Source organism: Streptomyces sp. NPDC059900 (assembly GCF_050270335.1).
Lineage (GTDB): Bacteria > Actinomycetota > Actinomycetes > Streptomycetales > Streptomycetaceae > Streptomyces.
In genome coordinates this window covers 1-13,770 of the sequence record NZ_JBNNJZ010000195.1, presented here as the reverse complement: position 1 = coordinate 13,770, position 13,770 = coordinate 1, and the positions used below count along the sequence as shown (strand labels likewise).

Below are 13,770 nucleotides of genomic sequence, written 5' to 3'. Positions count from 1 at the left end.
CCGTGTCGGTTCGCGGGGCGGGCCGCTGGTGGCTCAGCGCGCCACGTACTGCGTGAGGATCGCCTGCACCTCGTAGATGTCGACGCCCTTGGTGAAGGTCTTCTGGATCGGCTCGTGGCTGCCGGAGAGCCAGATCTTCAGCTCGGCGTCGAGGTCGAAGTGCCCGGCGGTCTCCACCGCGAAGTGCGTGATGCTGCGGTACGGGACCGAGTGGTACTCGACCTTCTTGCCGGTTATCCCCTGCTTGTCGACGAGGACCAGACGGCGGTCGGTGAAGAGCATGGTGTCGCGGATCAGCAGGAACGCCGCCTGCACCTGCTCGCCGTGCCCCAGCAGGCGCGCGTAGTCCTGCTGCGCGGTCGCCGGATTGATCGTGTGCGCGTTTCCGAACAGTGCCATGTGAAACCCCCCATTTACTGAACTTCCGGACTGAACTTGTCCGAACTGGATCTCTACGAGCCTAGTTGGACCAGTACAGGTACTTCCAGGCGCCGTAGGTCGTGGAGTTCACGTTGTCGCCGGACGAGCCGTTGACGTACGTGGAACGCATCCGCGCCTTGATGCCGGACTGGTCCGGCCCCTCCAGGGTGATGGCCGACTTGCCGTTCGTGCCGATCGGGAAGTACTCGGAGTCGGCGGAGTGCCACCTGCCGCCCGAGTAGACCTGCAGGTCGAAGCGCTGCTTGCGGCCCTTGTAGTAGCTCATGGTCGTGGTCAGGACCGGGTCGGCCCGCTTGTGGAACCAGTAGTACGACGTCGAGCCGATCTTCGCCTTCTTGTAGTGCTTGGAGACGGAGGTGGAGATCTTGACCTTGGCGTACGCCGTGGACTTCGCCGTCTTCGGCGCGGTGCGGGCGTCGCCCTTGTAGACCGCGGTGACGACGGTGTCGCGCTTCATGTCCACCGTGGCGGAGATGTTGCCGCTGGAGTTGACCTTGCCGGTCTTCACCAGCTTGTCGGGCTTGTCGCCGCCGTAGGGGTTGGCCCAGATCTCGACCGTGCGGTTCTTGTACGTCGAGCCGAGGTGCGCGGTGAAGGAGACGTCGGCGCCGTAGCCGTACACCTTGCCGTTCTTGTTCACCGTCAGCGTCGCCTTGGTGCGGGAGACGTCGACCTTGTCCGATGCGCTGACCTGCGTGTGCTCGGCGTCGCCCGCGTACGTGACCTTGTACGTCACCTTGCCGCCGGCGGGCGGTGTGTCGGTGAAGGAGTAGGAGCCGTCCGCCTTGACCGTGACGGCGGGCAGGGCCTTGCCGTCGGGGCTCTCCACGTCGGTGCGGGTGACCTGGAGCTTGGTGCCGCCCGGCAGCGGCACGGTCGCCGTGATCTTCCCCGTGACGGTGAGTTTCTTGGCGCGGGTGGCGGTGGACGGGGCGCTGACCGTGAGGGCCGGGGCGTTCAGGGTCGGGTCGGTGAGCACCTTGAGGGTGTAGCCGCTGCCGGACTCGGCGACGGCGAAGAGCCGCGAGGAGTCCGGGGCCCAGGCAAGATCGGCCGCACCGATCATGTCGGCCGTGCCGGTGTCGTACGTACGGATCGGCTGGGAGGTGTTGGGCCGGTAGACCGACACCTTGTCGCCCTTGGCCTGGGCGACGAGCCCGTTCGGCGCGATATCGGCGCGGTGGCCGGAAGGGTAGGCGCCCGCGGCCTTGAACTTCCCGTCCGCGTAGGCGTCGCGCTGGGTGCCGTTGACCAGGACCTGCGCGGCGCCGGGGACGAGGTCGATGTCGCTGATGCCGTCGTTCAGCGAGTAGTCGCCGTTGTGCCAGGCGGTCAGCTGCGGAGTGCTGCCGGAGACGTCGACGACGGCCATCGAGTCCGTGGACAGACCGGTCTCGCCGACGGCGAGCAGGCCGGGCGCGGAGGGGTCGGTGTCGAGCAGACCCGCGTCGTGGATTCCGGGATGCGGCTGCGGAAACAGCCCGAGCGTCACCGAGCCGTCCTCCGGATCGACCGAACCCAGGTCGCCGTCCCACTGGTCGCCGTACGTGAACCAGACCTTGCCGCCGGCGAAGGCGACATGGGTGGGGCCGTCGGTGGTGTCGACGGCGTAGCGGGCCTTGACGTCGAGGGTGGCCGCGTCGAGGGCGACGACCTCGTGCGTGTCCTGCGCGGCGGCGTACAGGGTCGACCCGTCGGCGGACAGCGCGAGATCGGAGACCCCGCTGACCCCGCTCACCGAGTCGACGAGGGCGCCGGAGTAATCGGCGGCGATGACCTTCCCGGCCGTACGGTCACCGACGAAGACCCGCTTGAGCCCGCCGTCCGCGACGATGCCCCCCGGCACCGCGACAACGGCGGAAGCGGCCGCCGCCGACCCGGCCGTGACGACACTCAGGGCCGCCGAACTGAACAGAACCGCGAGAGCTGTCGCGGCAGAAATGCTGCGCGTGCGCACAGTGTGTGTACCCCCACAAAGAATCCCGGTGGATGGCCGGGGAGATGAGAGCGCCGCGCAACACCCGGACGTGACCGCTGAAGTGCGGTTACGCGCGGGGCGCGGCTGCTGTGGCGCAGCGTATGGCATGGCGGGGACAATTGGGGAGGGGGTTTCTCATGGGCTCCCGGGTTTCGGCTCCGGGGATAGCATCGCTGTCGGCATCACTATCGGGGAGTGCTCCCCGCTTGGGTCAATGTGGGTGGAGAGTGACGATGGCCGGAGGTTCGCAGGGCCCGGTGCCTCCGCGGCGGCGGGACGCGCGGCGTAACTGGGAGCTTCTGGTGGAGGCGGCCCGCGCGGAGTTCGCCGAGCAGGGGCTCGAAGCGCCGCTGGACGTGATCGCCCGCCGGGCGGGCGTGGGGAACGCGACGCTCTACCGGAACTTCCCCACCCGCGCCGCCCTCATCAACGCCGTCTTCCACGACCTGCTCACCGGCACGATGACCGCGGGGGAGGAGGCCCGGACCGCGCCGGACGCCTGGGCCGCGCTGAACGACTATCTGCAGGCCGTCTTCGTCACGCTGGCCGCTGACCGCGGCACGAATGACCTGATGACCACCAATCTTGAGGGCATCGACGCGCTCCAGGCCGTGCACGCCCACAACCGCGAGACGATGGACATCCTGCTGAGCCGGGGGCGCGAACAGGGTGCGGTCCGTGCCGACGTCACCACCGAGGACGTGCTCTTCGCGCTCGCCGCCCTCGGCCGCGCGGTTCCGGCCCTCATGGCGGCTACCGCGTCTACCACGGCTGCCCCTGCGTCTACGCCCGCTGCCTGGCGTCGGCCGCTGGCCCTGTTCCTGGACGGCCTGCGTGCCTCGCCGGGGGTACCGGAGCTGCCGGGCTCGGCTCTGACCGCGGACCGACTCGGCGACGTACTGACGGAACTGGGTCCGCATCGCGCGTCCCGCAACGTCGGCGGGTGACGTCGGCGGTTGCTGACGTCAGCGGGTGACCTCGAAGGTGGCCGCGCGGGGCACGAACTTCGTGTCGCCGTCCTTGGCGGTTGCCCGCGCCGAGACGTACCAGGTGCCCGGCGCCAGGTCGGCCGCCTCCTTCTTCGTGACCTTCAGCGTGTAGGTGCAGCGGGACGTCTCTTCCGTGGCGCCCGTGGTCTTGCGGCAGGTGGCGCTCTCCGCCTTCCGGAGCTCCGCCTCGGTCGGGTCGAGCTTCGAACTCGCGGGCCAGGCAAGGACCTTGAGGCCCCGCACACCCGAGTCGTCGCTCACGTCCGCCGTGAAGGTGAGCGAGCCCGTGCCGCCGTCCGGCGCGGGGGCGGTGTAGCGGGCCGAGCCGTTCTTCAGGGCCGGGGGCGTCTTCGGAGCCGAGTCCGAGGCCATGGCGATCCCGCCTGCGGTGATTCCGCCGACGACGACCGCGCCGACGAGCGAGGAGACGACGATGCGCTTGCGGTTGGGCGTGCGGCTGGGAGTGCGGCCGGGCTTGGACATGGGTGTGCCTCCTGAGATCTGGGTGGGGGGCTGGAAGATGTGATCAACGCTAGGGCGGCACGCACCCCGTGGCCTCGGGCTGCCGGACGATTGCCGTCTCGAACCAGAGATAGAGAAGCGGCGCGACGCCATCGGCCTTCGGCCGGATCCGGGCCGTTCACCTGCGGACATAGCCTTGATCCGTCATGTACCGAGTCAAGTGCCGAAACGACGTCCGGCTGTCCCCGGTCCTGCTGATCTGCGCCCAGGCCGTGGTCTGGCCCTGCGCTGCGCTGGTGCGCGGGGAGCTGCCGTCCGGGCCCGCCCTCCTCGTGGCGGCCCTGGTCGCCGGAGTGGTGACCGCCGCGCTCGCCCTGCGCCGTACCCGCCCGGTGGTCGCCCTCGTCGTGGTCGCCGCCGCCTGCGCTCTTGGCGCCGGGCCGCTGCCCGCCGGGGCGACGGCGGTGCTCGGGACCGCAGGCGTCGCGCTCGCCCTGTTCGCCGTGGCGACCGAGCGCGACACCTTCACGGCCGTGCTGAGCGTGGTGGCGCTCGCCGTCTGGCAACTCCTCCAGGGCATCACCCTGCACGGCCTCAGCGACCCCGGCGGACTCGACCTCGTACTGACCGCGTTGCTCTACGCGACCGCGTGCGGCGCCGGTCTCCTCGTACGCCGGAGGAATCGCGCACGTCGGGCCGCCGAGGAACGGCTGAAGCGGGCCGAGGCCGAGCGCCACCGCCTCCCGGCGGTCGAGCGGCGCCGCATGGAACGTGAGCTGCATGACGTGAGCGCCCATCATCTGACGGCGGTGGTGGTCACGGTGGGGGCGGCGCTCGGACTGCGCGAGCGGCGACCCGAACTGGCCGCGGAGGCAGCGGGGTTCGCCGTCGAGACCGGCCGTGAGGTGAGCCGGGCGCTGGGCGCGGTGCGCGCGCCGGCGCCCTCGCGGGGCGAGCTTCCGTCGCCGGAGGAGCGGCTGCGTGGCCTGGTCGCGGGCTTTTGCCGCCTCGACCAGGAGGTGGACCTGGACCAGCGGGTGGACCCGGAGGTCGGCCCGCTGCCGGACGGCGCCGTCGCGGACGCGGCGTACGGAATCGTCCGCGAGGCACTGACCAACGTGGCACGGCATGCTCCGGGTGCGCGGACGACGGTGCTGTGCCGGTACGGCGAGACCCGTACGGACGTGGTCGTCACCAGCGCCCCTGCGCGGTCCAGACCGGTGGCGCGGGCCCACGGCGCCGGACTGGGCGGCGGACGCGGCCAGGGTTTCCTGCGGTCCCGGGCGCGGGAAGCGGGCGGCACCCTGCACAGCGGGCCGACGGCGGAAGGCGGCTGGGAGGTGCGCGCGGTCCTGCCCGGCCGTACCGCGGCCCCGGTGGAGCAGGCCGAGACGCGCAACTACCGCCTGGCGCAACTGACGGCGGCAGCCGGCCTCGTCCTGCAACCGCTGCTCCCGGCGCTGGTGATCAGGGCGGACGGCGACACGGCGTCGAACGCGCAGCACGTGTCCGCAGGCGTGCTTTTCGCGCTCCTCGCGGCGGCCCAGGCGGTCGCGCTGCTGTGGCTGCGCCGCGCGCCCCGTACCGCCCTCGGGGTCCTGCTCGCGCTGGCCCCGCTGTGGCCGGTGGCGATGGCGGCGGGCGACTACACCGGGCCTGCGGTACTGCCGCCTGCCCTGAGCATGCTCGGCACTTGCGCGGCGCTGGTCGCGGGGCCGGTGCGGGTGGTCGGGGGCGTGCGTGGGGTCGGGCTGGCGGCCGGGCTCGGGGTCGCGCTCTCGGCCGTGGTGGTGCACGCGGGGGCCGCGACCGCCGCCGTCCTGGTTCGCGGCACGACGGCTCCCGCGTGGGCGGTGGCCGTGTGCGCGACGGCCGGGGCGGCCCTGGCGGTGGGCGCGGCCTGCTGGGCCGGGGGCCTGGCGCGCCGACGTGACGTGGCCGCCAGGGACGTACGGGAGGAGCGCCTCGCCGCCTGGACCGAGGAGGCCGTCCGGGACGCGTGGGCCGAACGCCGCCGGATCGCAGCGGGCCTGGAGACCACCGTCCTCGCACGCACCGCGGACATGGTCACGGAGGCGGAGGCGGGCAGGCTGGCGGAGACCGCCGAACGGGCCCGCGAGGCACTGGCGGCGATGCGCGCGCTGCTCGACACGGTGCGGGAGGGGGAAGGCGGACCGGAGGGTGCCGACGAGCGACGACCACAGCCCACCGTCCAGGCCCTGGACCTCCTCGCCCACCAGGTCAGGGCCACGGGACGCGACGTGGAGATACGCGTGACGGCCCGGGTACCGGACCGCCTCCCCACCGCCGTGGATCTGTCCGCCTACCACGCCGCCGAGACCCTGCTCGCGCCCGGCGGCGATGAGCCCGCGGTGCTCGAACTGGACGCGGACGGCGATACGTTGACGCTGACGGCCACCGGAGTGCCGAGTTCCGCGGTGTCCGCCGTACGGGATCGGCTGGCGGTCCGGGTCGAGGCGCTGGAGGGCACTCTGACCACGGCCCGGGCGAGCACACTCCGCCTCACCTGGCCTCTCACACCGCCCGACACACCGCCCGACATGCCGCCCGACATGCCGCCCGACGAGAAGAGCGAACGATGAGCCTGAAAGTGCTGGTCGTCGACGACCAGGGCATCGTGCGGGCGGGTTTCGCCGCCGTGATCGACGCCGAGGACGACATGACGGTGGTCGGCGAGGCGGCGGACGGAGTCGAAGCGGTGCGGTTGGCCGCTGACCTGGCGCCGGACGTGGTCGTCATGGACGTACGGATGCCGGAGCTGGACGGGATCGCCGCCACCCGGATCATCACGGGCCGGGACAACGCACCCAGGGTCCTGGTCCTGACCACCTTCGATCTCGACGCGTACGTCTTCGACGCGCTGCGCGCGGGGGCCTCGGGTTTCCTGCTCAAGGACGTGCACGCCGCCGAACTGCTCCAGGGCATCAGGGTGGTGGCGGCGGGCGAGAGCGTGCTCGCGCCGTCGGCGACGCGCAGACTGATCGGCCACTACGCGTCAGGGACCGAGCGGGCCCGCCCCGGCAGAAGTCCCGGGGGCCTGGACACCCTGACCGGCAGCCAGCGCAACGTACTCACGCTGCTCGCGTCCGGCCTCAACAACGCGGAGATCGCCGAGGACCTCGGCATCACCGTCGGCACGGTGAAGTCCCACGTGAACGCGCTGCTGCGCAAACTCGGCCTGCGTGACCGGGTGCAGGCCACGATCCTGGCGTACGACCTGGGCCTGACCCACCCGAACCCACCGGGCGGCCACCTCTGAAGTACCGACGCCCGCACGTACCGACGCCCGCACGTACCGATCGCCGCAACGGAGGAGCCACCACCATGCCCGACCGCCCCTTTCGCCGCCCCACGGCCGGTGCCGCCGTCGCCCTCGCCTACCTGGCGGTCTGCGCCGCGCTGCTGGTGTGGGCACTGGTGGTGACGGCAACCGACACCTCGGACGAGTCCATGGCGGGAGTGATCCCCTTGCTCGCCACGGCCCCGGCAAGCTTCGTACTCCTGCTGCTCCCGGGCGGCACCGCGATGGTGATCGTGGCGGTGGCGGTCGGGGCACTGGTGAACGCGGCGATCATCAACTGGTGCGGACGAGCACTGAGCAGGGGAAGCGGGCGATAGAGAAGGCGCGAAAAGGCACGGCTGGCGAGGGGGAGGGTGCGACTCACTGCTTGCCGGTGCCGACGGGGTCCACGAAGACCTCGCCGTCGGCGCCGACGGGAAGGTTGAGGTCGGTCGAGAGGGACTTGGAGTGGGTCTCGTTCGGCGGGGTGACCTCGATGGCGCTGACGTAGACGCCGTCGTCGCCGTCCTTCTTCGGCGGGGTGTGCAGGGTGAAGCGGGTCGTCTCACCGGTGTTGAGCACGACGGCCGGGGCGGAGACCTTGCTGCGCTCGGCGCTGAGCGGCCCGGAGGCGTCCTCGGACCGCAGGTCGACGCCGGGGAAGCCCTTGAGTGAGCAGGTGTCGCTCGTGTTCTTGAGGCTGACCATGAGATCGCCCTCGCCCATGCCGTGGGCGGTGCCGAACTCCAGGTTGGCCGTCTTGCAGTTACCGGTGGTGACCTGCCCACCACCACTGCCGGTGCCGCTGCCCTTGGCGGCTTCGGTGGAGGTGTCGTCGCTGCTGCTGTTCGAGGCGTTGTCGCCGCCGGAGCCCGAGTCCGAGGAAGAGGAGGAAGAGGCCCCGGAGTCCTTCGACGCGCCACCGGCGTTGGAGTCGCCGTCGCCATTGCAGGCGGTGAGCGAGAGACCGGCGGTGAGGACCAGGGCGGCGAGGGTCATCTTCTTGGCGCGCATCGTTTCTTCCTTGCGGTCGGTGCCGGCTGTCTGTCCGGCACGAGCGAGCGTTACTGATCAAGAGGACCCACTTGCCGACAGGAAACGTTCCACTCACCCACTCCCTAATACGTGCCTGTTACAAGCACCCACGAAATCCCCCACCAAACACTCCAATCGCCCGCCACCCGGGACGGCCCCGTAACCGAATGCCTCTTGCATCAATTTGCAACAGCAGACCCACGAAACAAGCTCCGCCGCATGGACTACGTTTGCTGCATGCCCATGAAGCGGACCAGTGTGTACGCCGATCCCGAGGACCTGGCGATCATCAAAGAGGCCGCCAAGCGCAGGGGCGTAAGCGAGGCCGAGATCATCCGACAGGGCATCCACCTCGCGGCGATGGCGAACCGGGCCTGGGATGAACCGCTGTTCTCGCGGACCTTCGAGGGACGTGGTCGCACGCCATCCAAGTCCGAGCCCGGGGGCACGGTCGCCGACGCGGTACGGCCTTCCGCGTCCTGCCCCACGACCTGTTGCTCTGACGCGTCGGCATCGAGCGCACCAAGTCCTTGACCTCAAGCGAGGTTGAGATTCCAGGATGGTGCGCATGGATACCGAGAGCGCAGACATCAAGGCCATCGAGGAGATCGTGGCCACCGTCGAGCAGGTTCAGCGCGCCAGAGACGCCGAGGGCTTCCTCGCGCTGTTCCACCCCGACGCCCTCTGGACGACCGCCCACGGCAAGGTCCTCATAGGCTTCGACGCCATCGCCGAGTTCACCCGCGCCGTGCTGCCCAATGCCGAGTGGGACGGTGAGGTCACATACGAGGCAGTGCACATCCAGTTCCTGCGCCCCGACGTGGCGGCCGTAAAGATCCGCCAGATCTACCACTCGCCGGCCGGCGACACGGAAGGCGCCCCGCTCTACGTCATGACCAAGCAGCCCGACGGCAACTGGCTCCTGCACGCCGCCCAGAACACCGAGGTCCGAGCCGCCTGAAGCAGCTCACCAGCGAAGCCAATGCGCCATCCGCACAAGGACGTTGAGGCATGAGGAGGGGGCGGAGCCGGAGCCGGAACCTGAGCCGCCCCCCGAGCGCGCGTCCAACCGTTTCAGCGACGGCCCCCCTGACCCCCTCATCTCGCAGCTGGCCAAGGTCAACAGGGGAGAGCACATTCCGACTCCCGGAGACAACCCGGACGGCGAAGCCCGCGACCCCGATGACGAAGCATGGCGGAACGACAAGAACGGCCCCTATGCGCAGGGCCGTAGCCGGAAGAACTAACGCACAGGCTTCGGCCAGCGCCGCGTGGTGCACTCGCCGTACGCTATGCCATTTTGAATGGCATACTCAATGTGTGACTGACGACGATGCAGACTTCCCGCCCGGCGACGGCCCCACCAGTGGTATCTCCGTCACCTTGACTGCCGGAACCCTGCAGGCTATCCGCGAGCGGGTCGGCAAGCGAGGCGTCTCGGCCTACCTGGAGAAGGCGGCCCAGCGACAGATCGAGCGCGACAACCTCGACGAGCTGATTGCGGACTTCGACAAGGTGCACGGCCCGGCAGACCCCGAGGCCGTGGCGGCCAAGCGTGCCCGGCTGACCGGTGGCGCCACGAACGCCGGGGCGGCCGCGTGAGCGGTGCCCTGGTTCTGGACAGCGAGGGCCTGGCAAAGGCCGTACAGCGTGACCGGGAGCTCCACGAGTGGCTGACAGCGGCTCGCGACGCGGACCTGCCCGTGATCACCTCAGCAGCCGTGTTGGTCGAGGTGATTCATCCGAAGATCAACGACGCCGCACTGAGGTGGACCCTCTCCCGCCTGAGTGTCGAGCCCGTGACTCAAGGCGTCGCACAATCCGCTGCCGCCTTGCTGCGTGCGGCGGGGTTGCACGGCCACAAGTACGCCATCGACGCCATGCTGTGCGCAACCGCCCTGCAACACCCCGGCCGGGTGACGATCCTGACTTCGGACGTGGAAGACATCGAACTGCTCACAGCCGGGCATCCACGCCTGATCGCGGAGAAGGCCTAAGCCACGGCGCCTCATAGCTGCGGCGTTTGGACCACCAGGGAAACTCATAACGCAGCCTGCCGCGGGGGGCTGCTTGAAGCACGTCCGGGCAACAAAGAACCCCCAGGTCCATGACCTGGGCTCTCAGCTTGGGAAGCTGCGATCACTTGATGCCGGTCTGGGCGCTGACGTGGGCGAACGGTGGGAGCGCGGTCCCGTTGGGCCTGGCAGCGTTCACCGTGATTCCCCGCTGTTCCCTGCCCGATCTGGTGCGCTTGTGGTGCGAGCCGCAGAGCGTGCGCAATCGTGCTCGTAGGCGGGCACGTTGTCAGTGCTGATAGCTAGAGTCTCGAACGCGCGGCCGACTTCCGAGGTGTCCAGCTCTGTAGAGCAGCTGCATCCCCGACTCTGGATGGGGGCGGCCCGGTACAGCCCGGGACCTAACCACCGGTCGGGCTCCGTCGATGGCTAAGGAGAGACCTGTCAGCGTCGGCCGCGCACTGAGTTCGGTCTTGGCGCAGGAGCAAACGCCTGCTTTTCAACTGTGCTGGCGGGGCGTTGGGAAGTGTGTGGGGCGTTCACCTGGGTCGTGGGCGGTCGACAGCCCTCACCAGGACAAGTTCGGGACTGTCTGAAACGGCCGTGAACGGGGCTGAATGAGACGGAAAGGGAGACGGCGCGATGCGAGTTGCGCTACGAGAATCCTTGTCCCGAGCCCGTAAAAGACGGAGGTCGCGTTAGTTATCAATTACCCGGCCCCCGGTCGTACTTACCCAAGTCCCTCCTCTCCTGAAGCGGCTCGTGGCCAAGCCGAACTCGAAAGCTCCGCTCAAGGTTCTGGCGAGCGGCACGAGCGTGGCCAGCGAGCTGTTCGCAACCTGGGGCATCGCCACTCCGTGCAGAGTTCAGCATGTCGTCAAGGATCTTCCTCAAGCCACGCGCGTCACGCCACATTTCCGCCGATGCATCGAGGTTGAGGCCGTGGTAATGGTTGATGAACTCGTCATGAGCGGCACCAGCCGCCTTTGCTAGATCCGGATCAGATGACTCGCCGCCAGCCTGCGCAAGCTGGACGGAGGCTTGCCGAGAATGGCGTTGGGCCACGAGGAGCTGCGAGTATGTCGTGCGTAACGCCACCCTGGTCTGGTGTTCCAACTCGCGCGTCTGTAAGCGCAGTTCGTGGATAGATTCGTACCTCTTCACGATGAGGCCGGCAACGATCCCGATGAAGACAGCCGTAAGAAGCGCGTTCACTGCCCCCGCAGCCAGCGTCTCTCCGAAGTTGAGTTGGGAGAGCGTCATCACGAACTCCTCTCTCAGAGTGCAGCCCACGGCAGTCGTCACCGATACTGCATCGCTGGCCCTGCTGTCGTTCGCGGCTGAGTCCGGTGACCGTGGTCCTGACCCTGGATGGTGTCAATGCAGTCCGCCGCGGAGTACGTCTTGCGTTACCTACGCGAGGTGGTTGACGCTAATGCCGGTTGCGTAGGGACTGAAACTGCAGGGGCTCCAGCGCTCCGCAGGCCTACCGTTACGCTGCTTGCGCCCGGGCCGACCGGTCATCTTGGCCAAGGACTGACCGCGGGCGTGTGGAAGATGCGGCAGTCGTGGCTACTTCCCGAGAGATTCACCGCGCGGTGTTCCTGTGATCTGGGTTCTTCCGGATCTCGCGCTTGACGGAGCGAACAGCCCTCGCGGCTGAGATCGTCTTCCTTGCCAGCTTGGGTACCTGATCCAGCAGATGACCCAATACAAGCGTGGCACTCGTGATGGCGCCAATGGCTGCAAGTGCCCAGTCCCCAACGCTCACGCCGGTACCTCGTTTCGGCTGGTCGAGCACACCCGCAATGGGGCCTCGACTCCACGTACTCGGAAGCCCGGCGTCGGTCTGAGAGGCGGTGTACCACTAGCGACGCCGATGCTAGCTGTGCCGCGTCAATGCCCGACCTAGGCGCTTGCCAAACATGCCCACCCGACGCAATGGCGATGGGTCGTTCTCAGTCCATCGGCGAGGACAACGACGCCCCGGACCTGAGCTTGGGAAGCTGAGGTGATCTACGTACGGTTGCTCGGCTGACCTGGGGCGGAACCGGTGTCAGCGCCGGACCGCTCGTCGGGTTGGCACCCGGTGTTCCCCCTGGTTCCCCGCAGGATCTGGCACGCGTTTGGCACAGCCAGACGCCTTTGGCGGAGTGTAGAGCTGACGTTCGCTCCGTATTGGCGCCGTACCGCTTCTCACAGCCGTGTGTGGTGCGTCACACTGGAGGGGCTGGTCGAAGCAAGGGGGGACCATGAGCAGTTCGCACCTCAATGCTCCTATCCGAGCCCGCATGTACGCGAAAACCCCACACAAGGTGATTTGGGTCGTCGCAATCGTGGTCTCAGCTGGCCTTCTGGCACCACCGTTGTTTTTCATCGCGGCCAAGAAGCGCGTTGTCAGCATGGCGGTGCCCGTGTTCTACGCAGTGATCATCTATGGCTCGGTCATCGTGGCGACGATCCTCGGCAACTCGAAGAACTGGGAGGGGCTCGTCCTCGCCCTCACGATGATCGTCGCGGCCGTACACGCTGCTCTCCTCGATACGGAGTGGAAGCCGGGTCGCTGAAAGTGCTGCCCCTCATACCATCGGCTCTTGATCACTCTCGGCCTTGCCCGCGCGCCCGTGCGCATCGGCTGGATGCCCTGGGCGAGGCTGCCCAGGGCATCCGAGGTATCCGTCGTTACTTGCCAAGCGCTACGTTTCCGCTCTCCTCCTGCGGCGAACGGCGAACGAGGAGAGCGATGGTGCTTGCTGTGGCGCTAGCGATGGCGGCGACGGCGGTCCCGGTGCCGGGTTCGACGGCCCCGGCGAGAACGCTCACGCCAAGGAGTGATCCCACGGCGGAGGTCCCGGTAGCTGCCAAGACGTTCCGACGGCGAAGGGTGAGCGCGGTCACTGCGCGGAAGCGGCACGCGGGCTTACGGTTGGCCATGGGTATAGGCCCTTTCTAGGTGCTGGATGCAATTACCCGGCGGCCCCCTGTTCGAGCAGGGGGCCGCAGCCATGTGCAGACACGGCTGCGGCCAAAGGCCTGTAGGAGCACCCCGGTTGGGGCGCTGGAGTAATTGGCTCACAGGCGAGAACCGACGTTCAAGAAACGTGTGGTGCGCCACACTTGCACCCCGTGAAACAGGCAAAACGTGAACAAGCGTTCATATCGCCCGCACTGAATCGGCAATCCGTGCATTTAGGATCACGTGTACCTGGGCTTTCACGTGCGGCAATTCCACATTCGCCCGAATTGCTCTTCCTCTATCATGCGTCTAAAAGTGACGCAATGATTCCGTTTTCGGCCTTGCGTAGATAGTGATCAGGGTCACATTTGCGTTGAGGCTTCCTGGTCAGCCCGCCCTCCCGGTCGATGCCGCACCCTAAAAAAGGGTCCTCGATCCACGTGGATAGGGCTGATGTGGCTAGAAGAGATTTCGTGACCTCTGTCACATTGTGACGCTGCGTGATGGGTCAAACCATGACGATTGCCGCGTCGATCACACTGAGAAACGCCGCGTTGTGCAGGCTGCCTCCCCTTGCTAGCCTGACTTAGCAC

At 68.3% G+C, this 13,770-nt stretch carries 14 protein-coding genes; 9 read left to right on the top strand and 5 right to left on the bottom strand.

Translation table 11 applies throughout. The features are described from left to right. Nucleotides 1-33: 33 nt before the first annotated feature. A complete protein-coding gene (locus ACQKIP_RS23835; protein ID WP_365859190.1) occupies nt 34-399 on the bottom strand; it encodes a PH domain-containing protein in 366 nt (121 codons plus the stop codon). 61 nt (nt 400-460) lie between these two features. After that, nucleotides 461-2,398, bottom strand: coding sequence for a YncE family protein (locus tag ACQKIP_RS23830; protein ID WP_365859188.1), 1,938 nt, complete (start codon nt 2,396-2,398; stop codon nt 461-463). Between the two features lie 254 nt (nt 2,399-2,652). Between ACQKIP_RS23830 and ACQKIP_RS23825 the strand changes: the two genes are divergently transcribed. Continuing rightward, on the top strand, nt 2,653-3,366 hold the full coding sequence (locus ACQKIP_RS23825) for a TetR/AcrR family transcriptional regulator (protein WP_365859186.1): 714 nt from the start codon (nt 2,653-2,655) through the stop codon (nt 3,364-3,366). A gap of 18 nt (nt 3,367-3,384) precedes the next feature. Here the strand turns inward: ACQKIP_RS23825 and ACQKIP_RS23820 are convergent, their stop codons facing one another. Further along, nucleotides 3,385-3,891, bottom strand: coding sequence for a DUF5707 domain-containing protein (locus ACQKIP_RS23820; protein ID WP_365859184.1), 507 nt, complete (start codon nt 3,889-3,891; stop codon nt 3,385-3,387). A gap of 185 nt (nt 3,892-4,076) precedes the next feature. Here ACQKIP_RS23820 and ACQKIP_RS23815 point away from each other — a divergent pair, with 185 nt between their 5' ends. The 3 genes from ACQKIP_RS23815 (at nt 4,077) to ACQKIP_RS23805 (ending at nt 7,509) form a co-directional block, all read left to right on the top strand. Then, entirely contained in the window at nt 4,077-6,473 is a 2,397-nt protein-coding gene (locus ACQKIP_RS23815; protein ID WP_365859182.1) for a histidine kinase, read from the top strand. Beyond that, nucleotides 6,470-7,150: a response regulator transcription factor gene (locus tag ACQKIP_RS23810; RefSeq protein WP_365859180.1), complete on the top strand. Its 681-nt coding sequence runs from the start codon at nt 6,470-6,472 to the stop codon at nt 7,148-7,150. Before ACQKIP_RS23815 ends, ACQKIP_RS23810 begins: the two co-directional genes overlap by 4 nt. A 65-nt stretch (nt 7,151-7,215) precedes the next feature. Beyond that, nucleotides 7,216-7,509 (top strand): SCO4225 family membrane protein, encoded by a 294-nt coding sequence (locus ACQKIP_RS23805; RefSeq protein WP_365859178.1) that lies wholly within the window; start codon nt 7,216-7,218, stop codon nt 7,507-7,509. A 43-nt stretch (nt 7,510-7,552) separates the two neighbouring features. Here ACQKIP_RS23805 and ACQKIP_RS23800 read toward each other — a convergent pair whose 3' ends face one another. Beyond that, nucleotides 7,553-8,185: a DUF4232 domain-containing protein gene (locus ACQKIP_RS23800; RefSeq protein WP_365859176.1), complete on the bottom strand. Its 633-nt coding sequence runs from the start codon at nt 8,183-8,185 to the stop codon at nt 7,553-7,555. Between the two features lie 258 nt (nt 8,186-8,443). On the opposite strand from ACQKIP_RS23800, the gene ACQKIP_RS23795 reads away from it, so the two are divergent. From ACQKIP_RS23795 to ACQKIP_RS23780, 4 genes are all read left to right on the top strand, one after another. Continuing rightward, nucleotides 8,444-8,740, top strand: a complete 297-nt coding sequence (locus ACQKIP_RS23795) for a CopG family transcriptional regulator (protein ID WP_365859174.1) — start codon at nt 8,444-8,446, stop codon at nt 8,738-8,740. 25 nt (nt 8,741-8,765) lie between these two features. Then, entirely contained in the window at nt 8,766-9,167 is a 402-nt protein-coding gene (locus ACQKIP_RS23790; protein ID WP_365859172.1) for an SgcJ/EcaC family oxidoreductase, read from the top strand. Nucleotides 9,168-9,526: 359 nt separating this feature from the next. Beyond that, a complete protein-coding gene (locus ACQKIP_RS23785; protein ID WP_365859170.1) occupies nt 9,527-9,808 on the top strand; it encodes a hypothetical protein in 282 nt (93 codons plus the stop codon). Then, nucleotides 9,805-10,203 (top strand): PIN domain-containing protein, encoded by a 399-nt coding sequence (locus ACQKIP_RS23780; RefSeq protein ID WP_365859168.1) that lies wholly within the window; start codon nt 9,805-9,807, stop codon nt 10,201-10,203. The genes ACQKIP_RS23785 and ACQKIP_RS23780 overlap by 4 nt, the downstream gene beginning before the upstream one ends. A gap of 723 nt (nt 10,204-10,926) precedes the next feature. Here the strand turns inward: ACQKIP_RS23780 and ACQKIP_RS23775 are convergent. Then, nucleotides 10,927-11,526 carry a hypothetical protein gene (locus tag ACQKIP_RS23775; protein WP_365859166.1) on the bottom strand — a complete coding sequence of 200 codons (600 nt, stop codon included), beginning with the start codon at nt 11,524-11,526 and terminating at the stop codon, nt 10,927-10,929. A gap of 947 nt (nt 11,527-12,473) precedes the next feature. Here ACQKIP_RS23775 and ACQKIP_RS23770 point away from each other — a divergent pair. Then, nucleotides 12,474-12,788, top strand: coding sequence for a hypothetical protein (locus tag ACQKIP_RS23770; RefSeq protein WP_365859164.1), 315 nt, complete (start codon nt 12,474-12,476; stop codon nt 12,786-12,788). Nucleotides 12,789-13,770: the final 982 nt, after the last annotated feature.

Bases quoted from the DNA above. Each gene is read 5' to 3' on its own strand.
- ACQKIP_RS23800 (WP_365859176.1), bottom strand. From the start codon at position 8,185: ATGCGCGCCAAGAAGATGACCCTCGCCGCCCTGGTCCTCACCGCCGGT.
- ACQKIP_RS23820 (WP_365859184.1), bottom strand. From the start codon at position 3,891: ATGTCCAAGCCCGGCCGCACTCCCAGCCGCACGCCCAACCGCAAGCGC.
- ACQKIP_RS23795 (WP_365859174.1), top strand. From the start codon at position 8,444: ATGCCCATGAAGCGGACCAGTGTGTACGCCGATCCCGAGGACCTGGCG.
- ACQKIP_RS23810 (WP_365859180.1), top strand. From the start codon at position 6,470: ATGAGCCTGAAAGTGCTGGTCGTCGACGACCAGGGCATCGTGCGGGCG.
- ACQKIP_RS23835 (WP_365859190.1), bottom strand. From the start codon at position 399: ATGGCACTGTTCGGAAACGCGCACACGATCAATCCGGCGACCGCGCAG.
- ACQKIP_RS23805 (WP_365859178.1), top strand. From the start codon at position 7,216: ATGCCCGACCGCCCCTTTCGCCGCCCCACGGCCGGTGCCGCCGTCGCC.
- ACQKIP_RS23825 (WP_365859186.1), top strand. From the start codon at position 2,653: ATGGCCGGAGGTTCGCAGGGCCCGGTGCCTCCGCGGCGGCGGGACGCG.
- ACQKIP_RS23770 (WP_365859164.1), top strand. From the start codon at position 12,474: ATGAGCAGTTCGCACCTCAATGCTCCTATCCGAGCCCGCATGTACGCG.
- ACQKIP_RS23815 (WP_365859182.1), top strand. From the start codon at position 4,077: ATGTACCGAGTCAAGTGCCGAAACGACGTCCGGCTGTCCCCGGTCCTG.
- ACQKIP_RS23790 (WP_365859172.1), top strand. From the start codon at position 8,766: ATGGTGCGCATGGATACCGAGAGCGCAGACATCAAGGCCATCGAGGAG.